Source organism: Cyanobacterium sp. Dongsha4, from assembly GCF_036345015.1.
Lineage (GTDB): Bacteria > Cyanobacteriota > Cyanobacteriia > Cyanobacteriales > Cyanobacteriaceae > PCC-10605.
In genome coordinates this window covers 282,661-301,753 of record NZ_CP084098.1, presented here as the reverse complement: position 1 = coordinate 301,753, position 19,093 = coordinate 282,661, and the positions used below count along the sequence as shown (strand labels likewise).

Sequence of the window (19,093 nt, the reverse complement as noted above, 5' to 3'; positions counted from 1 at the left end):
TATTAATCGAGGACACATTATGGTTGTTGCTGTAAATACCACCACCACAAAAAAAGTGAAACTAAATAAAATTGAAAAAGTAAAAGAAGCAAAACACGGTTTAGATGTTAGGGAAGAAATAGAAAAGTTTGCTCAAATGGGGTGGGAGGCAATGGACGAAGATGACCTCATTGTGCGTTTGAAGTGGTTAGGGATTTTTTTTCGCCCAGTAACACCGGGGAAATTTATGCTTAGGTTACGCACTCCTAATGGTATTCTCAACAGCCAACAATTACGCACTTTTGCTGAAATTATTGAACGTTATGGGGAGGATGGAAAAGCTGATATTACCACCCGTCAAAATATTCAATTAAGGGGAGTTCATTTACAGGATATACCAGATATTTTTCGTAAATTAGAAGCGGTAGGCATGACATCGATTCAGTCAGGAATGGATAATGTGCGTAATTTAACGGGTTCTCCTGTTGCTGGAATTGACCCTCACGAGTTAATAGACACTAGAGAATTAAATCAAAAATTACAAGATTTGATTACTAATTATGGACAGGGTAGTTATGAATTTAGCAGTCTCCCTCGTAAATTAAACATTGCGATCGAAGGTAGCAAAGATAATTCTATTCACGCCGAGTTAAATGATATAGCATTTTTACCCGCCTATAAAGATGGTGAATTAGGTTTTAATGTTGTGGTAGGGGGTTACTTATCCGCTCAAAGGTGTGCAGAGTCTATTCCGATGGATGTGTGGGTAAGACCGAATGAAGAAGTATTGGAATTATGTGCGGCTATTCTTAGTGTTTATAGTGAATGTGCATTGGAAGAAGGTTTGAGGGAAAATAGAGCAAAAGCCCGTTTAATGTGGTTAATTGATAAATGGGGTATAAACCGTTTTCGCATTGAAGTGGAGAAAAAATTGGGGCAATCCTTACAATTTGCCGCTCCGAAAGATGAAATTACTTTAGAAAAAAGAGATCATTTAGGGGTTAATCCTCAAAGGCAAGAGGGTTATAGTTATATCGGTATTCATATCCCCGTTGGGCATTTAGATGCAGAAGGCTTATTTGAAATTGCTCGTTTAGCGGATGTTTACGGTAACGGAGAAATTCGGGCAACAGTGGAACAAAATTTTATTATTCCTTTTATACCGAATGACAGGGTAGAGGCATTTCTTGCTGAACCAATTTTAGAACGCTATCGAGTTAATCCTTCACCTTTAAGCCGTTCTGTAATTTCCTGTACAGGAGCTCGTTATTGTAATTTTGCCTTGGTAGAAACTAAGCAAAGAGCGGTAAAATTAGCCACAGAATTGGATAATGAACTAAATATTCCTTCTAAAGTCAGAATTCATTGGACAGGTTGTCCTAACTCTTGTGGACAGGCTCAAGCAGGGGATATTGGCTTAATGGGTACTAAAGCGAAAAAAGATGGGCAGGTGGTAGAGGGTGTTAACTTATTTATGGGGGGAAAAGTGGGCAAGGATGCTCATTTAGGCAATCTCCAACAAAAAAGTATTCCCTGTGATGATTTAAAATCCGTTTTGAAGGAAATTTTAATTAACGAGTTTGGGGCAACTGTTAAATAACCCCTGTTCGCCATAAGATATAGTCAGGTTTAAGGTTGCAGGTAGTAGGGGTTGAACATATTTAACCCTTACGGTGTTGGGAGAGACAAGTTAGAAGTTATTAATTATCAACTATTTACCTTTTGCCCTTTGTTCTTTTTACCTTATCATTCATTTTCACAGGTATAGCAGTCGCCAAGTTGTTTAAGACGCTCAGAGATTCTTCCCGTTTGTTCAAAATGACAATTAGAGATTTAAAAATGTCTTAACTAATCTGGTGGTTGCTATATTTATGGGAAATTAAAAGTTGATTTTTGTGATAATTGATTTACAATTATTTTTGGGTCAATTTCTACAGAAACAAAGTGAATGACAGTTTAAATCAGATTCAGCAGACTATCATTTTAATGAAATACTATAGCTTCGATCTTAATAGCTATCAGTTTAGAGAATTAATTGCTAAATGGACAAAGATTTATCCTCATAATTGGCTACCCTTAGCCGTTACTGAAGCTATTTATCAGGGTAGATTAAAAGCTGTTTCCGTAGAGCAAATTCTGAATGTGTGGCAAAAAAAAGGTAAAATTCAACACAGTTTTAATTATGAGTTTGTGAGGTTGATTAAACCTGATTTTACTGAGGAAGAATTAAATAAATATTTAGATATTGCAGGTAGTTTTATTTCTGATTTATTCTCGCCAGAAAATATGTCAAAGCAGTGGGATTATGATACAAAAGAGACTAACTATATTGAGGCAAACTTAACAGTTAATGATTTTAATCCTGTGGAGGATTTTTCTCATTGTTTTCAGAAGCTAAAAGGTTTTGTTGTAGAGCATAAGTGAAGAAATTCAACAATCAAATCATAGAAAAGGAAAGAGAGGCTGATTTAATTCAACCTCCGTTTTTCTAATAATAAAGTTTAGTCGATGGGAAATAGCTTTAATTTTTTCTAACTATTGTGAGATATATCTTAGCTATTGCGTCTAGTTACACGAGGATCAAAATAGTACGCGGGTACTCTCACTAAATAATTTGTTTCTTGACCTGTAATGGATTGTGCTAACTGATCAAAAGATTCAGAGTTCCAGTTACGTTCATGAATAGCTTTAGTTTGTTCTCCTCGGAAATAAGCCTGAGTACCAATAATAGATACTGCTAACCAACCAATTACAAATAAAGTGATTAAAATTGCCATAATGTTCAAGCTCCTTTGCTTGACTACACTTTTATATTAACTTATGTAAAGTTTTATTGCAATAGCTTTACAAAATGGATTTTTATGGTTAATAAGTCTTGACAAGTTCGGTTTGTACGAATATACGATTTCATAATGAACCTGAGTTCCACATAAAATTCTTGGTGGTGTCAGGGAGATGAGCAACAGGGAACAGGCAAAAGTTATAAGAATTTACAAAAAACTTATATTTATTGATTTTTTTACTTTCAATTTTTTAACGTAAATGGCAAAAGAAGTCCCTAATTTCAGCAAAGCGGATTAGAGGATGAATTTTGCCCAACAAAAAAAAATATCCGTAGGATTGATTCCACACAATACCAAAAATCTATGTTAGAATTAATTTATCATAAAAAAGTTTCTTGATATGCTAAAAATAGTCAAAGTTCGCTTGTATCCAACAAATCAGCAGAAAGAGTCGTTAGAATCAGCTTTTGGCTCGTGCAGATGGCTTTGGAATAGGTTTTTAGCCTTGACTAACGAAACATACAAGCAAACAGGTAAAGGATTATCCCGTTATGATTTACAAAAACAATTACCTTCTCTCAAGAAAGAATATGAATGGCTAACAGAGACTTATTCCCAATGTTTACAGGTGGTATGTCTCAATCTAAGTCGTTCTTTTATCAACTTCTTTGAGAAACGAAGCTCCTTTCCTAGATTCAAGTCTAAGCATGGGAAACAAGCTCTTAGCTATCCTCAAAATGTCAAAATCAAAGGGGACATAATTACTTTTCCTAAGTTGGGAGAGATTTATGCTAAAGTTCATCGCCCTATTGACGGTGAGATCAAGACTGTAACTATCTCTAAAAATAAAGCAGAGCAGTATTATGCGTCTATTTTATTTGAAAATGGAAAGGAACAACCATTACCAAATACAGAAGGTAAAGCAATCGGCTTGGATATGGGAATAAAACATTTTTGTGTAACCAGTGATGGTTCTAAGTTTGATAACCCTAGATGGTTAGAAAAACATGAACGTAATCTAAAGAATAAACAGAAAGATTTATCTCGTAAACGGAAAGGTTCAAATAACCGAAATAAAGCCAGAATCAAGGTAGCAAAAGTTCATAATAAAATATCTCGGTGTCGGGAAGATTTTCAGCATAAACTATCACGCAGGATAGTAAACGAGAATCAAGTTGTGGTATGCGAAAATCTAAACATCAAAGGGATGGTAAAAAATCATTGTCTAGCTAAGTCAATACAACAAGTAGGTTGGGGGCAATTTCAGACAATGCTCAAATACAAGTGTGAACAAGAAGGTAAGATTTATATTGAGATAGATAGATTTTTTCCTAGTTCTAAAACTTGTAATCATTGTTTGAATGTAGTTGATAGCTTACCGTTAGATATTAGACAATGGGAGTGTCCTAGATGTAAAGAAAAACACGATAGAGATATAAACGCATCAAAAAATATCAGAGATGAAGGACTGCGAATTTTGGCTTCAGGAACTGGAGTTTCAGCTTACTGCCCAGATGTAAGACGAGATAGCAGAGGACGCAAGAAATCTACTATAACGCATTCTGTTGGGTAAGAAGCTCACATTTCAGCGTAGCGAATGTGAGTAGTTCACCTGACTCATTACCATGTTAGAAAAAGAAAAGCACTTACCTGCAACTTGTCTAAATCCGATATTATTGTGCCAAACGGAGGTTAATTAAACTTATCTCCCAGATAATTAATGCTCAAAACGGTGAGAAAAATTGCCAAGCCGGGGAAAATTGCCATGTGAGGAGATGTGGGCAAATATTCTTGAGCTTCATATAACATTCTTCCCCAAGTGGGAATATCTGGGGGAAATCCTAGACCTAAAAAACTCAGAGTTGATTCAACTATAATCCCGTTTCCAACGGCAAGGGTAGCGGCAACAATAATTATATTAATAACGTTGGGGAGAATATGTTGCCACATAATGCGCCAAGAATTTGCACCTAAGCTACGGGCGGCACTGATAAATTCTCTTTCTTTAATTTGCAAGAATGAACTTCTGACTAATCTTGCTACGGACATCCAATTTAATAAGCCAATAATTAAAACTACTAGGGTAAAAATCCCTAATTCTGCTCCTAATAAGGATTTTACTGGATCTCGAAAAAGATAAATCACTAATAATAAAATAGGTAATTGCGGAAGGGAAAGACAAATATCTGTAATACGCATCAAGATATTATCTATAACTCCGCCATAATAACCTGCGATCGCACCTACCATTGTTCCGACGCTAATAGCGACTATCATGGAAGTAATACCCACTGTTAGGGATACTCTGCCACCAAATAAAATTCTCGCTAATTGATCTTGACCTAGATCATTTGTTCCAAATGGGTGTTGCCAATTAGGGGGTAAAGATGACTGACTAAAATCAATCATATCGATAGGAGTAGTATAAAACAGAGGAAAAAAAATAATCGCAATGATGATAAAACTTAAAATGATTAAAGCGAAGATAGCTGTTTTATCTCTTATCAGTTTACTCCAAAATAGTTTGAGCATTTATTTGAGAAAGGGGAGGATGAGTTCGGGGCAAAGGAAGATGAGGTAATGAAAGTGTTGGGGTATTGGGGTATAAGGAGGGGGTTAATTAAACACTTTTGCCCTCCCCCCTAGAGATGGGGGATAAAGAGGGGTTTCTTTTTAGGGGAGACATAGAGGGGTTTCCCTATTGCCTTGTCTTAATTACTAATTCCTAATTAATATAATTATCTTTCAATTTCCGCTAAAATTTCGGCTAAGATTTCTCCTGCACCCTGTTGCTTCAGTTTATCTGCCAAATCTGCTCCTAGCTTTTCTGCTTGGGTGCGATCGCCTGTTACACTATCTTTTAGTAATTTTTTTCCGTCTAAACTGGCAACCATACCAATTAAAGTTAAATTGTCTCCTTCTAAAGAACTATTAACACCGATAGGAATTTGACAACCACCCTCTAATACTCTTAAAAAAGAGCGCTCGGCTAGGGTACAATCACGGGTATCAGGGTCTTCAATGGATTTAATTATTTGTAATACTTTTTCATCTCCAGTACGGCATTCGATACCTAAAGCCCCTTGTCCTACTGCATGAAGGGATATTTCTGCTGGTATTACTTGATGGATGCGATCGCCCATTCCTAATCTTTCTAGTCCTGCCACTGCTAGGATGATAGCATCATATTCTCCTGCGTCTAATTTTGCTAAACGAGTGTTAACATTACCCCTAACATCCTTAAAGGTTAAATGGGGGAAGTGATGACGCAATTGTGCTAAACGTCTGAGGGAAGAAGTCCCAATTACAGAGCCTTCTGGTAAAGTTTCTAATTGTTTATCTTTATGTTTTTCATGAACTACCAAAGCATCCGCAGGGTTAACTCTTTGAGTAACACAACCTAACATTAAGCCTTCAGGAAGATTGGTGGGTAAATCTTTCAGAGAATGCACGGCAAAATCTACATCGCCATTAAGCATCCCTACTTCTAATTCTTTTGTGAATAAACCTTTATCTCCAATTTTTGCCAATGCCACATCTAAGATTTTGTCCCCTTGAGTACTCATTTTTTCCACTTCAAACTCAATATCGGGGAAACTATTTTCTAACTCTTTTTTTACCCAGTAAGTTTGCACTAATGCCAATTGGCTTTTCCGAGATCCAATTACAATAGTGTTTTCATTATCAACGGTTGCATTCATACTATAAACAGTTTTTATAAAAAATTTAGTGCCTTATCTAGGTTATCAGAAAAGGGGAAAGAGTTTGGAGTTCTGAGTTCTGAAGTGATCAATTTTGATTGTTAATTTTTATGAAAATAGCTTGACATAATTTCGTCTATTTGAATTAATAAATGACTTAAATCACCACTATTATCAATTACTACATCAGCTAACAGCACTTTTTCTGTTAAAGACATTTGACTATTAATACGTGCGATCGCATCTTTTTTTGATAAATTATTTCTGCTTTGTAAACGAGTTAATTGTTGTTCATAATCACAGGTAACAACCCAAATTTCTGAGACTAAATCAGTCATATTTGCTTCAAAAAGTAGGGGGATTGTAAAAATATTTATTTCTTCTGTTAATGTAGGAATTAAAGACCGAAAACAATTATAAACAAAAGGATGAATTTGACTTTCTAACCACTCTTTTTCTCGAATATCATTAAAAATAATAGTTCCTAATTTAGAACGATTTAAAGTATTATTATCTAGTAAAATATCATTTCCATATCTTTCAATAATGGAAACAAAAATAGGAGAATCCACTTTCACAGCATCACGAGCAAAAATATCCGCATCAAAAACAGGAATACAATATTTATCCCGTAAATAATTAGACACTGTTGATTTTCCAGTAGCAATACCCCCTGTTAAACCGATGATTTTCGATTTGATATTATTTCCTTTCATACAAAGATATAATAAACTATTTTAGATATTATTAAAAAAGTTAATTTAAAATAATGAAAATTTTTTTAGCAGAATTTGATCTTTTTCACAAAATTGGTGGAGGACAAACATTTTATCGTAATATAATAAAAAAAAATCCCCATCTACAATTTTACTATTTAACTATAGAAGAAAACGTTAATGATCAACGTCCTGCTAATGCTCATATTTTTCCTTATTACCAAAGATATATCAAATCTGATTTAAAAAAAATTGGAAACAATCTACCCCTAGAAAAAATAACCCGTCCTTTTTTACTCGCTTCAAATATAGCCTACTCTATTTGCTATCAAAACTTTGATATTATTGACTGTCCAGATTATGAACAATATGGCTTATTTTTACGGGATGCTTGTGACTATCATCAGGTAAAATATCAAAAATTAGCTCTTTCTTTACATGGGGTTGTATCTCAGAGTTTGATTCATGATTGGGTAATTGATAAAAACTATATAAACGCTCTAGAATTTGCCGAAAACTTACAATATCAAATAGTAGATATTCGCTATGGTATCAGTAAAAACTACTTAGAATTTTGGCAAGATAAATATGAGTTTTCTAACTATTATTATCATCCTCTAAACTTTATTGATTTACCCCATAAAAAAATAAAAAACTGTCATGAAGTTAATCAAAAACCCATCTTAAATTTTATTGGTAGAAAAGAAAAAAATAAAGGAGCAGATATATTTATTAACCTCTTAACTTTTCTTGAAAAAAAACTATATTCTTATGGCAATATTATCGGTGCTGATAGCCCAACTCTTGATGACAAAACAGGGGAATATTATCTGCAAAAAATGCTGAAATTAAGGAACAGTGAAATTAATCTTACACCTTCATTAACACCTCAACAATTAAATCAAAAATTTTCCGAGAATAGCCTTACTATCTTACCCTCTCGTTTTGATACCCTTAATTTTGTTGCCTTAGAATCATTGTTAAATGGTTGCCCTACCATTATTAGTGATAAAGCAGGTATTTGTCGCTTTTTAAAAGATAACTTTCCCCAATTACCTTTTATCCCTATTGATATAAATAACTTTTCTGAATCTCTTAATAAAATTAGCCAACTTTTAACTAACTATAATCAATATCGCAATAACCTAATTCAACAAGTCAATAATATTAGCTTTAATTTAGAAAAACTAGGATTACAGTTAACAGACATTTATCATCAAGACAATAGTTATTCAGCTCAAGAAAGAAAAAAAATTAGTGAATATTATCAACAACTTATCAATCATTGTTACAAAAAGCAATACTGGCAAAAAGAAACGATAGTTTATCTATCTAAACAAATTCTTAATCCTATCAATCATCAAAGTAAAGTCTTAATTAAAACAGTCAAAGAAAAAATAAAAACTCAGAAAAAACCGATTCATGCCCAATTAATAAAGAGCCTCTTTTTCTCCTCAGAATTTCATAAAATTAACAACTTAGCCGAAATATCAGCTAAAGATATTGATGATAAAATAACGCAGTTAAAAAATTTAAGTCATTCCCTCAATACTTCTGTGGAAAATAGACAAAAATGGAAAACAGGTTATTTCGTTAATAGGGTAAAAATATGGCAAGAAATTGCTAGATTAGAAAAATTAAGGGGCAATGATTTATTATCCGCTTGTTATGAAGCTAGAATTATTCGCAGTTTAAATCAAGACAAATTTCAGCAATTACAATTCATAACTGAAACCTTTAATAACTATAATTTGAATCAAGAAGCAGAAGTCATTAATTTACTCTATCAACCGTCACAAAACAACAGTAAATTATGTTATAAATACTTGCTAAATAATTATCAAAAACATCTTAACTATCAAGAAAAACTCTACGAATTTATTGAAGATTATCGGCAGAAAAAAAATTATCGAGTTTCGATCGCAGTTTCATTGTATAATGCGGAAAGTAAGCTGGGATTCTTCTTATCAATTTTAACCCAACAAAGTTTATTTCAGAAACAAGAAGCAGAAATAATACTTATTGATAGTGCCTCTCCTCAAAATGAATATCAACTTTTTCAAACATTATTACCCCAACTAAAACAACTAAATATTCCCATTGTCTATGCCCGTAGCGAAAAAAGAGAGACAATTCAAAGTGCTTGGAATAGGGCAATTTTATTATCTCAATCCCCCTATATCACCTTTTTGGGGGTTGATGAAATGATTACCTGTGATGGCTTAGAAAAATTAGCGGCAAAATTAGACTCTAATCCTGAATTAGATTGGGTTATAGGCAATAGTCTTGTCACCGAAGTTGATTACAAAGGTAACTGGATACAGGATGTAATGACTTATAGTCGGACTAACTTTAATCAAAACTTAGTTTACTTAGATACCTGTTACTTAACCTATGTAGGAGGGTTATACCGTAAAAGTATTCATAAGAGATTTGGTTTTTACGATGAAACATTCAGAGGTGCAGGAGATACAGAATTTAAAAACAGAGTGTTACCCTATATCAAAACCAGTTTAGTCGAAGATGTTTGGGGTATATTTTGGAATTATCCAGATGAGCGCACAACCCAAAACTATTTTACCGAATTAGAAGATTTACGGGCATGGTATGTATATCGTAGTTTGGGCGGGATTGAATATGGTTTCAGAGAAAAAAATCTTGAGGATATAGAAAACTTATTATTACTTTGCTTAAATTATCGCAAATCTTTTTTAGAAACTTATAGCACAGATTTTGATTTAGCATGGCAGATAATTCATTATTTAGAACAAAAATACCCAAACTCAAAATATTTATCTATTAAAAAAAATATTGACATTATCCAGCAGACTCTAATCTCTTTAGAATTGTTAAATAACACAAAAAATCTCGACAAATATTTAATTTTATTTTTGTATAACAATATGAAAATATATAAAAAAGAAACAAAAAAAATAATAAAATATACTTATTTTGATTTTTGCTATGAATTTTTATTATTTAATGATAATCGCTATGAACAACATTTTTATGCTTGGTAAGACTTAAATCTTACACCTCATTTAAAATGGATTTGTGAAGGTGGGGTTGGGGGGAATGATGTGCTGGATAATAGTAATAATATTTGACAAAAACAGTCCCTAAATTGATTTTCTTATGTCCAATGTGAGTGAATAATGGGTCAATATTCAAAAAATAAAACTTGAGACTTGCCCTTACCCGATATTATTGCGAAACAACTGAGCTTAACTTCTGCATCACCAAATATGTCTCTTACCATCTGGAAAAATAGTCGCCCAATTAGTAATACTTTGCTGTATTTGCTCTTCTGTAATATTTGCATCTGTTAAGTTTGCACCACAAAGATTAGTTCCTTCTAAATTAGCCCCCTCCAAATTTGCAGATTTTAAATTGGCATTGCGCAAATCTGCTGACTGTAAATCAGCCTTAAAAAAATAAACTCTGGTAAGATTAGCCTTAAAAAATCTTGCTCCTGCTAAATTAGCACAATAAAAATTAGCTCCTTCTAAGTTAGCCTCTTCAAAATTTACTCTAATTAACTGACAGTTACGAAAATTAATTTCAGGTATTTCCCCTTGAGAAAAATTAAATTGATTGAAATTTTGTCCATTAAAATCTCTTCTCCCATTGAGATAAGCATTCAAGACAGTACGAGGATTAACTTGAGTTATATATTTACTTCTACCCTGTCGTGATTTTCTTGCCCTAATTGCCATTGCTAAACGAGAAGTTGCAGATAAATGAGTATTTTGAGAAGTATTATCTTTTTCGTCTATTTCTCTTTTATCTTTCATTTGAGCATTCAACATTCCCTCTTCTAATTCCTTGGCATAGGGCATTATATCTAAATCCTTAATCACTTCATCCGCCGACTTATAGCGATCGCGCAAATTCATTTCTAACATTCGAGAAAGGACTTTTTCAAAACCCTTACTGACCTTAATTTCTCTTTGCCAAGCTAATTCCCCCGTTAACTCATCAATGGGAAAATCCTTTGGAGACTTCGCCGTCATTAAGTAAAGACAAGTTGCCCCCAAAGCATAAATATCACTGGCATAAAAAGGACGCATTGCCAATTGTTCAGGAGGGGCAAATCCCATTGTACCCACCGCAAATTCCGTTAACGCTGTTTGTCCATAAGTTTTAGCTAAATGGGTATTAACTTGATCCTTTACCGCTCCAAAATCGATTAAAACAAGCCTTCCATCCTGCTCACGACGAATAATATTTGCGGGTTTAATATCCCGATGAATAATCTTTAAGGAATGGATATATTTAAGTATTTCTAGGACTTCTAACAAAAATTTTTTGACCCTAGTTTCATTAAAAATCCCATCTTTTTTCACTTCTTGTTGTAACGTCTTACCCTTCACCCAACTTTGCACTAAATAAAATCTTTTATCTTGTTCAAAATAATCCAACAATCTAGGTATTTGAGGATGATCTAATTTCCCCAAAGTTTTTGCTTCTCTCTCAAACAAATCCAATGCCATTTCAAAAGCATCAGGGTCATTTGCAGAAGGTCTTAATTGTTTAACCACACATAAAGGATTACCCGGCAGAGATAAATCTATACTCAAAAAAGTTGCCCCAAATCCACCCTTACCAATTTTCTTAACTGCACGATAGCGCCCATGTAAAATTAAATCACCACCACAATTTTGACAAATCTTTAAATTAGATGGATTTTGTGGCAGAGAACAATCGGGATTTAGGCAATAACTCAGAATCATTCAGCATTTGTTATGTCGCTCTATTGATAATCAGTATAGCGATTTTAGTGAATAGTTAATAGTGAATCAATGAATAGATTTTAAAAGGGCAAGGAGCAAAGGGCAAAGGTAAATAGGGAATAGAGAATAGGGAATAGGCAATGGTTTAAGAATTAAGAATTAATAACTCCTAACTCCTAACTCCTAACTCCTAACTCGTTTCTCGTTTCTCCCCAATACTTCAACACCCTAACACCTGCAACCTGTAACACTCCTTTTATGGACAATTAATTATATTTTTGCGTAACGTCAGTTAAATGAGATAAAAGAAATTCTAATCTTTCTGGTTCAGAAATATACAAATAACCCAAAAGCGTTTCAAAACCACTAGCCGCTTGATAGGTTTGTAACGGTAAACGACGAGGAGATTTATTAACCGCATTTCTACCCCTACGCACCCAGTCTTTTTCTATGTCGTTGAGAAGAGGATAAATAGTTTGTAAATATGTTGCCTGAGACTCTGCCCTGACTTTACTGACGACAACATGATGGTAGTCTGCTATTTTTTTGGACGGCAATAAGTAGGAGGTTCGAACATATAGCTCATAAACAGCATCACCAATATAAGCTAGAGCATCAGGAGAAACTTGCGACAAGATTTTAGAAATGTCATCACTTTCAAATACCAATTTAGACAAGACTTTTACCTCATTCCGAGTTTCAGAGTGAGGTGGTGGAGAAAATGATAGTTGTGTTTTTTTCTTAGACAAATCCGTAAATAAAGATTATAGTTTAAGTTTATTTTGACACTTGATTGTTATAACAAATGTTGCTGTTGACTAAAATTAATTGATTTAACCGTAGTCATACTCGAATATTTATTACTTAACTTATCCATTAGTCATGGACGTAGTTAGTTTTCTACGCCCTTGTCAAACTCCTATCTTCACAAATCCATTTTTGATTGTAATAGTCAAGACATGAGTTACACATTTTTTAAAGCCTCATCAAGAGAGTTCTGTAATTTAAGAAACTTCTCTAATCTTACCATTTTCACAGTCTGGGTAACTCTAGGATTAGTAACAATTTGCATTTTTCCTTTCACATTCTCAACTTGTTTGGCAATGCGTACTAACGCACCTAGTCCAGAGCTATCAATAAAATCGATTTGAGATAAATCAAGGACAATTTTATTAGCTTTCTCTGAAATATATCCAGAAATGATTTTCTGAAAAGTTGGCTCAGAAAATGCGTCTAGTTGACCAATGAGATGAAAGATTTGACAATTATTTCTGACTTCACGAGTCCCTCTAAGACTAACAGTCAGGTTTAGTTGTTCGGAAATAGCAACCTCCTTACTTCTCGTAGTTGTTAAAATAGCGATGATCGGTTAATAGTATAATATAGCCTATTATTTGGGTCAATTAATTTTTTCTGTTTGTTTTTTTCTCAATTGGCTTAATTTTTTTCGTTAGGATCTTTTTTATGAGTTCTTTTTTGGGCAGATTCTCTTTTTTGTGGTTTTTATTCTTTTTTAGTCATTTTTCAGCTATTGCCTTACCCCCTCCTGATGATATTCCTGAAGAAGTTTTAGCAACAGAAATTATTACAGAAGCGCGATCGCCTCTCAATAACGAACCTCTTACAACCGAAGAATATGCAACCCTCACAGAAAAACAGGCAAAGAGTAAATATCCACCTCAAATAAGTTCCGATATACGCCAAACAATATTTTTACTAAGAGTTCTCAACCTCATCAGAACAATATCTCCCTTCTAAAAAGAAAAAAGCCCTACTATAAAAAATAAAGTAGAGCTGATGAAGGAATTTGTTTTATAACAATGTCAAATCCTAGTTAGAAGCCTGAGCGGCAAACATTTCTTTTAACTTATTGAGTTCATTCGCCCAACGAGGATCAGGTTGAATAGATTCAGAAACAGAAACAGCTTTTTGAGTTTTAGCCTTGCCACCTTTACGATTTTTCTTCGGTTTTTTATTGCCGTTATTGCGACGAGAAGGCTTGTTATCAGTGTTAGCCTCTACCTGATTATTGGTTTCAGCTTCTTCCTGTTGTTCCCCCTCTTCCTTACCGCCTTTATTACGGGGTAAGGCTTTTTCTATAACTAAAAGAAAGTCATTACCTTCTTCATCCTTATAGGTTTCACCATTATAAACCAATGGCTTCTCATTATATCTGCTAATAAAATCTTCCGCCGCTTCATCAGTGGGGACAGTTACAAAACCAAAACCACGACATTCTTTCTTTTTTCTTTCTTTAATTAACTTAGTGGTAAAAGAAGGCTCAAAATCACTAAACATTTTTTCTAAACCTTCCTTCTCTATTTCCGCCTTTGGCAACTTCACGTATAGACGTACAGACATTTAGATTTCCTCCATTAATATTAAATATTTGGTTGATTATTCGTAAAATTTATAAAACTACTACAGATTAACTCTTTCTATTCACAACAAATGAGCTAGTTAAACCCCATAAGGCACAACTAACTCTTAATCGCTGATGTTTTATTTTATTTTGTCCGTCAGATGAAGCTATTAAGATCATTGACTATTGGTTATCAACTTAGTTTAGAACTTTATTTTATCTTTATCGAGAATAATCTGAAGTATTGGTATTTGTTTTACTAACAGTTCTTATTTATTCCCTTAGATCCTATCACAGTTATTAATTTCTGTTAAGTATAATTGGGAAATATCTTTAACTTTTTTAACCTCAGTTAACTGACGAACTTTTTTACTATAAGTATTTATGCTTATTGTTCAAGATGAGCAGTTTAACGATGTTGGTTATGTTACTCATTAAGATAATTGATTTGATACTAGGTAAAACGCAAAATTTTACCCTTATCAAGGATAGCAGTTTTTACTTTGAAAGTAAAGGAGAATATGAGATTATGTCTAATTCAGTCGGTTTGTCTCTAGAGCAACAATTCAATCTTCGTTCTTTTGAAACTCAGGTGGAGAAAATGACAAAAGAACAAGCACAAGACTTTTTAGTCAAACTTTATGCGGAAATGCTTGTTAGGGAAAATCTTTACAAAGACACATTAAAACATCAATGGGGTTTAGAGTAAATTTTTCCTGCCATCATTAAAAATACAAAATACATCTATTTTTATACTAGCCTCCCTCTCTTGCTTGGTTCAAAAAGAAATAAGCCGGGGTTGTAGGGGTGAAAAAAATTGAAAATATTGTTTTTATCAACATCTTTTATTAAAAATATGGAATAATATTTTTAACCCAATTAAGAATTAATAATTATCAAAACACCAACCAATCTAAAGCTGTAAATATTGAATCTTAAAGTTTAATTTCTCCTCAAAAAAATAAAGTTTAAGACAAGCTACAATCAAGTGAATCAAGTTGCTAAATTGAAAAAGACTGTCAAACAAAAAAAAGCTCAGAAATAAAATTTAAAGCTAGTTGAAGTCAGTCTAAAAAATTAGTTAAAAATAAATTCAGTGAACTAAAATTAAAGACCAAAAACTAATATTAAAATTTATTCCAAGCTCTATCTATATAAATAAAAGGTATTAGCTTAATGAGTGGTAGATAAAATAGGAGTAGTTCCCTTAACTTGGGGTTTAATAATCCTCAAACTGGGAAAAAGAAAATGATTTTCCTCAACATATTGAGCTCCAAACAAACCTTTCTCTGCCCAGAAATAGCGATCAGTGGTGTGTTCATTTCTCTTGACAACTAAAACAGCAGGAGGTGTAATTCCATTTGCCCTTATGTGTTTACGAGCGGCGGTGACTGGTTTATCTTCACCACTTTCTATATGATAGTGAGGCACTAACTCTAATATTTTGCGTCCCTCAAGGCGGCGGCGACTTTTGCGTTTTCTTTTTCTTGCCAACCTTATGTCCTCCTTCATAAGTTAAATGTTATTTTTACTACATTTTGGGGCAATTATATAATGTTTGTTTAAAAATGTCAAGACAGTTTGACTAGCAATCAGGGCAAACGCATACTCAAGCAGACAAAATCTTAAGTAAATAATCGTTATCCCATCCAGCCTTAAGTCGTTTTGCCTTTTTACCTCGAGAGCAACTCTTTTCCTTATTCAACAAATTTAAAGCAATATGTCTAATAACTGCCATGTTTTCACTACCCTGACCTTTTCTGATTCGACTCTCATCCTCTCTAAACCCGACATCTAAGCACCAATGTAATTTATTCTCTATTCCCCAATGACTCCTGATTCCTTGGGCGAACTTTTCTACTCCTTGGTCTAAACTGGTTAAGTAGTACCTTCTTTCCAATGTGGCTTTTTGTCCTAATAGTTTTCTCTCTGATTCTACTATTCCGATCGTTTTTAATCCCACCCATTTTTCCCTGTCTATAAAATCTGTACCCGAATTTATTAGCCAATAACGGCGTTTTTCTATTCGACCATGATTCTTTTCTATCGTTTCATATTTTTCTTTGATAATTTCTTGATAGTTATTTTTTAATGTCCAATCAAATAATTGTTTGACATCCTCAAATAAATTACCTTGATTACCTTTGAGGCTCAGAATATAGTCTCCACCTTTCTCTATAATATTTTTGGCTATATTCTTTTGACACCCCATGGCATCAATGGTCACAATACAACCATTAAGTTCTAAAACTGCCAATAACTTGGGAATTGCCGTAATTTCATTGGATTTATCTTCCACTTTTAACTGCCCCAAAACCAAGTTATTATTACTAGCCCAAGCACTTACCATGTGAATGGCACTTTTATTTTGACTCCAATCATAAGAACTCCGTAATGTTTTACCATCAATGGCTATTATTTCTCCTTGCGTTATTTGAGCAACATGGTTAATCCAATCTAAGAAAGCTGATTGCAATTGCTTTGGACATAGACGAGCAAATAAACGAGCGATAGTATCATGAGAAGGAATACCATTGGGCAGTTCAAGAAACCTTTCGAGCCAAGATTGTTTACTTTTACCATATTCTTCAATTTCTACCCAAGAGTCGGCACCACAAATTACCGCCAGAATTGTTAATGCTACAATGTCAACTAATTTATGTTCAATTAAGTAACTGGTTCGTGGGTCTTCAATATTTTCAAAATGTTTCCACAGGTATGATTTCTCAGAAATCACGGCTATTAATTCCCTCTATAATCTTTACTATATTACTTTCTCATAAATTTTTAGTATGCGTTTGCCCTGGACTAGCAATTACCTTATTTCTGATCACACATATTGCTTATTGCCTTCTACTTTGATTATTTGTGTAGTTAAAAGCAGAAAAAAGGGAGCATCTCGGAAGTTGACAGTCTTGAGATGTTCCCTATAACATTGGAAATAGAATATAAGCTATGGACTTTTCCCAAATTAGTCCTTGATTTTTGCTTTGTAGTAGTTACGTACGAGAGGGGATAGGCTTAAATATATTGGCAGTATAGATAAATCTTTCCCTCATCGTCTTCTAAACTTGGATAGAATCCAAGGCTTTTTCCACACGACGGAAATCGAATCCTAAAGCCCGTAAGGCGTGCCATAAATGTCCTTGTAAGAAGAAAAAGGCAAGGAAGAAATGAGCATTTGCTAACCAACAACGAGAAGTATGTTCTCCAAAGGGTAGCTTAACGGTATCTGCAAAATAGGGTGTAATTCCCAATTTGACTTCCAAGGCAGGACCATAAAATTCCACGGGATAAGCAAGGGTATTCACTGCGCAAAAATAAGCGGCAACAAATCCAGCCAAAGCAATTCCCCCTAAAGAGTAAGATAAAATTGCTTCTCCCGAAAACATTAAGACTTTTCTTGCCCACTTTAGAGGGGGAACGAGAATATGCCAAATGCCACCAGCAATTAACATAAAACCAACATAAATGTGTCCTCCCACTAAGTCTTCTAAACTACTGATACTAGCAAAATGAGTTTGATAGCCGTAGATAGTCGCAAAGTCGAGGGTAGGATGTTCAACAAGACGTACTGTTTGGGTAGTTGCATCATAAAGTCCTCCCCAATACATCGCCTTGCCGACAAGAAGTAAAGCTCCCATGCCTAAAAAGAGAAGGTGATGACCAAGAATTAAACCTAATTTAGCAGGGTCTTCCCAAGAAAAATCGAACATTTTGGCTCTTCCTTGAGCAGATTTCAAGTTTTCTGGTGCTTTAAAAGCGTGGAATAATGCTCCAGCACCTAAAAAAGCAGAAGAAATTAAGTGGATTGCACCAACAACAAAATAGGGGTAAGTATCTACTATTTGACCTCCTTCACCAACTCCCCAACCAAGGGTTGCAAGGTGTGGTAAAAGAATTAAGCCTTGCTCCCCCATGGGTAAGGAAGCATCAAAGCGAGACAGTTCAAACAGAGTGAAACCTCCAGCCCAAAAAGTTGTTAGGGCGGCTTGTCCCACATGAGCGGCGATAAATAAGCCACTTTTATCAGCAAATCGGGCATTTCCTGCCCACCATTCGTATTTAACTTCAGGATTATCGTAAGTTTGCATACTATTGTCTATTCCTTTCTTTGCTTATTAATACTTATTTTTAATAAGCCTAATATAAATTTATCTTAGTTGCTAGTCTTTTGCAACAATTTTCGGTAAAGTTTTGTTACAAATTTTAGATGCCGAATTCACTTTTTATTTGAGCAACCCAAGAATAAATCCTTTCTTGTGTTAATTCGGATTGATTATCTTCATCTAGGGCTAAACCGACAAATTTACCATTTTTCACCGCTTGAGATTCATTGAAGTCATAACCTTCGGTTGACCAATAACCAATGGTTTGACCTCCCAAACTAGAGATTTTCTCTTCTAAAATGCCCATAGCATCCTGAAAATTATCCGCATATCCGATTTGGTCTCCAGCGCCGAAATAAGCAATTTTTTTACCATTAAAGTCGATTTTGTCGAGATCTTCGTATAATCCCTCCCAATCACTTTGTAATTCTCCCACGTTCCATGTTGGACACCCAATTATTAAATATTGATATTCACCCAAAGTATTTATATCTACATCAGCGACATCATATAAATCGACAATGCTATCACCTCCTAGGGCTTCAAAGATGTTTTCTGCAATGGTTTCTGTGTTTCCTGTTTGTGTACCAAAAAATAAGCCAATTTTTGCCATTTTATTTTTTCCAATATGTAAACACTATTAATTACGACTTATTGCTATTAACTACTAATAAGTCTATGACTAGATTAACTTAATTGACTATATTTAG

Annotated in this window: 18 protein-coding genes; 6 read left to right on the top strand and 12 right to left on the bottom strand. The window is 34.0% G+C overall.

The annotated features are described in order from the left end of the window. The first annotated feature begins 19 nt into the window (after nucleotides 1-19). Together Dongsha4_RS01400 and Dongsha4_RS01395 are read left to right on the top strand one after the other, a co-directional pair. Nucleotides 20-1,579, top strand: coding sequence for a ferredoxin--nitrite reductase (locus tag Dongsha4_RS01400; protein WP_330204005.1), 1,560 nt, complete (start codon nucleotides 20-22; stop codon nucleotides 1,577-1,579). A gap of 344 nt (nucleotides 1,580-1,923) precedes the next feature. Then, nucleotides 1,924-2,403 (top strand): hypothetical protein, encoded by a 480-nt coding sequence (locus tag Dongsha4_RS01395; protein WP_330204004.1) that lies wholly within the window; start codon nucleotides 1,924-1,926, stop codon nucleotides 2,401-2,403. A gap of 128 nt (nucleotides 2,404-2,531) precedes the next feature. Here the strand turns inward: Dongsha4_RS01395 and Dongsha4_RS01390 are convergent, their stop codons facing one another. After that, nucleotides 2,532-2,756, bottom strand: coding sequence for a photosystem II protein, Psb35-related (locus Dongsha4_RS01390; RefSeq protein ID WP_330204003.1), 225 nt, complete (start codon nucleotides 2,754-2,756; stop codon nucleotides 2,532-2,534). A gap of 406 nt (nucleotides 2,757-3,162) precedes the next feature. Between Dongsha4_RS01390 and Dongsha4_RS01385 the strand changes: the two genes are divergently transcribed. After that, nucleotides 3,163-4,335 (top strand): RNA-guided endonuclease TnpB family protein, encoded by a 1,173-nt coding sequence (locus tag Dongsha4_RS01385; RefSeq protein ID WP_330204002.1) that lies wholly within the window; start codon nucleotides 3,163-3,165, stop codon nucleotides 4,333-4,335. Nucleotides 4,336-4,454: 119 nt separating this feature from the next. Here Dongsha4_RS01385 and Dongsha4_RS01380 read toward each other — a convergent pair whose 3' ends face one another. The 3 genes from Dongsha4_RS01380 to coaE form a co-directional block, all read right to left on the bottom strand. Continuing rightward, nucleotides 4,455-5,294, bottom strand: a complete 840-nt coding sequence (locus tag Dongsha4_RS01380; protein ID WP_330204001.1) for an ABC transporter permease — start codon at nucleotides 5,292-5,294, stop codon at nucleotides 4,455-4,457. A gap of 206 nt (nucleotides 5,295-5,500) precedes the next feature. Next, nucleotides 5,501-6,463, bottom strand: coding sequence for a hydroxymethylbilane synthase (gene hemC / locus Dongsha4_RS01375; protein WP_330204000.1), 963 nt, complete (start codon nucleotides 6,461-6,463; stop codon nucleotides 5,501-5,503). A 101-nt stretch (nucleotides 6,464-6,564) separates the two neighbouring features. Next, the gene (coaE, locus tag Dongsha4_RS01370) at nucleotides 6,565-7,179 is read right to left on the bottom strand and encodes a dephospho-CoA kinase (protein ID WP_330203999.1); all 615 of its coding nucleotides are present in this window, start codon (nucleotides 7,177-7,179) and stop codon (nucleotides 6,565-6,567) included. A 53-nt stretch (nucleotides 7,180-7,232) separates the two neighbouring features. Between coaE and Dongsha4_RS01365 the strand changes: the two genes are divergently transcribed. Then, complete coding sequence (locus Dongsha4_RS01365) at nucleotides 7,233-10,199, top strand: glycosyltransferase (protein WP_330203998.1); 2,967 nt, start codon at nucleotides 7,233-7,235, stop codon at nucleotides 10,197-10,199. Nucleotides 10,200-10,415: 216 nt separating this feature from the next. On the opposite strand, the gene Dongsha4_RS01360 is transcribed toward Dongsha4_RS01365, so the two are convergent. From Dongsha4_RS01360 to Dongsha4_RS01350, 3 genes are all read right to left on the bottom strand, one after another. Then, nucleotides 10,416-11,912 carry a serine/threonine-protein kinase gene (locus tag Dongsha4_RS01360; protein WP_330203997.1) on the bottom strand — a complete coding sequence of 499 codons (1,497 nt, stop codon included), beginning with the start codon at nucleotides 11,910-11,912 and terminating at the stop codon, nucleotides 10,416-10,418. Between the two features lie 266 nt (nucleotides 11,913-12,178). Continuing rightward, nucleotides 12,179-12,589, bottom strand: coding sequence for a Mini-ribonuclease 3 (locus tag Dongsha4_RS01355; protein ID WP_330203996.1), 411 nt, complete (start codon nucleotides 12,587-12,589; stop codon nucleotides 12,179-12,181). Between the two features lie 287 nt (nucleotides 12,590-12,876). Continuing rightward, nucleotides 12,877-13,218, bottom strand: a complete 342-nt coding sequence (locus Dongsha4_RS01350; protein ID WP_425590784.1) for an STAS domain-containing protein — start codon at nucleotides 13,216-13,218, stop codon at nucleotides 12,877-12,879. Nucleotides 13,219-13,376: 158 nt separating this feature from the next. Between Dongsha4_RS01350 and Dongsha4_RS01345 the strand changes: the two genes are divergently transcribed. Continuing rightward, nucleotides 13,377-13,670 (top strand): hypothetical protein, encoded by a 294-nt coding sequence (locus Dongsha4_RS01345; RefSeq protein ID WP_330203995.1) that lies wholly within the window; start codon nucleotides 13,377-13,379, stop codon nucleotides 13,668-13,670. Nucleotides 13,671-13,742: 72 nt separating this feature from the next. On the opposite strand, the gene Dongsha4_RS01340 is transcribed toward Dongsha4_RS01345, so the two are convergent. Continuing rightward, complete coding sequence (locus tag Dongsha4_RS01340; protein WP_330203994.1) at nucleotides 13,743-14,273, bottom strand: RNA-binding protein; 531 nt, start codon at nucleotides 14,271-14,273, stop codon at nucleotides 13,743-13,745. 530 nt (nucleotides 14,274-14,803) lie between these two features. Between Dongsha4_RS01340 and Dongsha4_RS01335 the strand changes: the two genes are divergently transcribed. After that, nucleotides 14,804-14,983: an NblA/ycf18 family protein gene (locus Dongsha4_RS01335; protein ID WP_041922823.1), complete on the top strand. Its 180-nt coding sequence runs from the start codon at nucleotides 14,804-14,806 to the stop codon at nucleotides 14,981-14,983. A 464-nt stretch (nucleotides 14,984-15,447) separates the two neighbouring features. Here the strand turns inward: Dongsha4_RS01335 and Dongsha4_RS01330 are convergent, their stop codons facing one another. From Dongsha4_RS01330 to fldA, 4 genes are all read right to left on the bottom strand, one after another. Beyond that, nucleotides 15,448-15,768, bottom strand: coding sequence for a DUF3155 domain-containing protein (locus Dongsha4_RS01330; RefSeq protein WP_330205367.1), 321 nt, complete (start codon nucleotides 15,766-15,768; stop codon nucleotides 15,448-15,450). Between the two features lie 115 nt (nucleotides 15,769-15,883). Then, nucleotides 15,884-17,011: an ISAs1 family transposase gene (locus tag Dongsha4_RS01325; RefSeq protein ID WP_330202433.1), complete on the bottom strand. Its 1,128-nt coding sequence runs from the start codon at nucleotides 17,009-17,011 to the stop codon at nucleotides 15,884-15,886. Between the two features lie 328 nt (nucleotides 17,012-17,339). After that, nucleotides 17,340-18,368, bottom strand: coding sequence for a chlorophyll a/b binding light-harvesting protein (locus tag Dongsha4_RS01320; RefSeq protein WP_330203993.1), 1,029 nt, complete (start codon nucleotides 18,366-18,368; stop codon nucleotides 17,340-17,342). A 115-nt stretch (nucleotides 18,369-18,483) separates the two neighbouring features. Continuing rightward, entirely contained in the window at nucleotides 18,484-18,996 is a 513-nt protein-coding gene (gene fldA, locus Dongsha4_RS01315) for a flavodoxin FldA (RefSeq protein WP_330203992.1), read from the bottom strand. Between the last annotated feature and the right edge of the window lie 97 nt (nucleotides 18,997-19,093).

What these genes read in the sequence shown, in the direction of transcription:
- Dongsha4_RS01400 (WP_330204005.1), top strand. Translation starts at nt 20, where the DNA reads ATGGTTGTTGCTGTAAATACCACCACCACAAAAAAAGTGAAACTAAAT.
- Dongsha4_RS01390 (WP_330204003.1), bottom strand. Translation starts at nt 2,756, where the DNA reads ATGGCAATTTTAATCACTTTATTTGTAATTGGTTGGTTAGCAGTATCT.
- Dongsha4_RS01385 (WP_330204002.1), top strand. Translation starts at nt 3,163, where the DNA reads ATGCTAAAAATAGTCAAAGTTCGCTTGTATCCAACAAATCAGCAGAAA.
- Dongsha4_RS01380 (WP_330204001.1), bottom strand. Translation starts at nt 5,294, where the DNA reads ATGCTCAAACTATTTTGGAGTAAACTGATAAGAGATAAAACAGCTATC.
- hemC (WP_330204000.1), bottom strand. Translation starts at nt 6,463, where the DNA reads ATGAATGCAACCGTTGATAATGAAAACACTATTGTAATTGGATCTCGG.
- coaE (WP_330203999.1), bottom strand. Translation starts at nt 7,179, where the DNA reads ATGAAAGGAAATAATATCAAATCGAAAATCATCGGTTTAACAGGGGGT.
- Dongsha4_RS01365 (WP_330203998.1), top strand. Translation starts at nt 7,233, where the DNA reads ATGAAAATTTTTTTAGCAGAATTTGATCTTTTTCACAAAATTGGTGGA.
- Dongsha4_RS01360 (WP_330203997.1), bottom strand. Translation starts at nt 11,912, where the DNA reads ATGATTCTGAGTTATTGCCTAAATCCCGATTGTTCTCTGCCACAAAAT.
- Dongsha4_RS01345 (WP_330203995.1), top strand. Translation starts at nt 13,377, where the DNA reads ATGAGTTCTTTTTTGGGCAGATTCTCTTTTTTGTGGTTTTTATTCTTT.
- Dongsha4_RS01340 (WP_330203994.1), bottom strand. Translation starts at nt 14,273, where the DNA reads ATGTCTGTACGTCTATACGTGAAGTTGCCAAAGGCGGAAATAGAGAAG.
- Dongsha4_RS01335 (WP_041922823.1), top strand. Translation starts at nt 14,804, where the DNA reads ATGTCTAATTCAGTCGGTTTGTCTCTAGAGCAACAATTCAATCTTCGT.
- Dongsha4_RS01320 (WP_330203993.1), bottom strand. Translation starts at nt 18,368, where the DNA reads ATGCAAACTTACGATAATCCTGAAGTTAAATACGAATGGTGGGCAGGA.
- fldA (WP_330203992.1), bottom strand. Translation starts at nt 18,996, where the DNA reads ATGGCAAAAATTGGCTTATTTTTTGGTACACAAACAGGAAACACAGAA.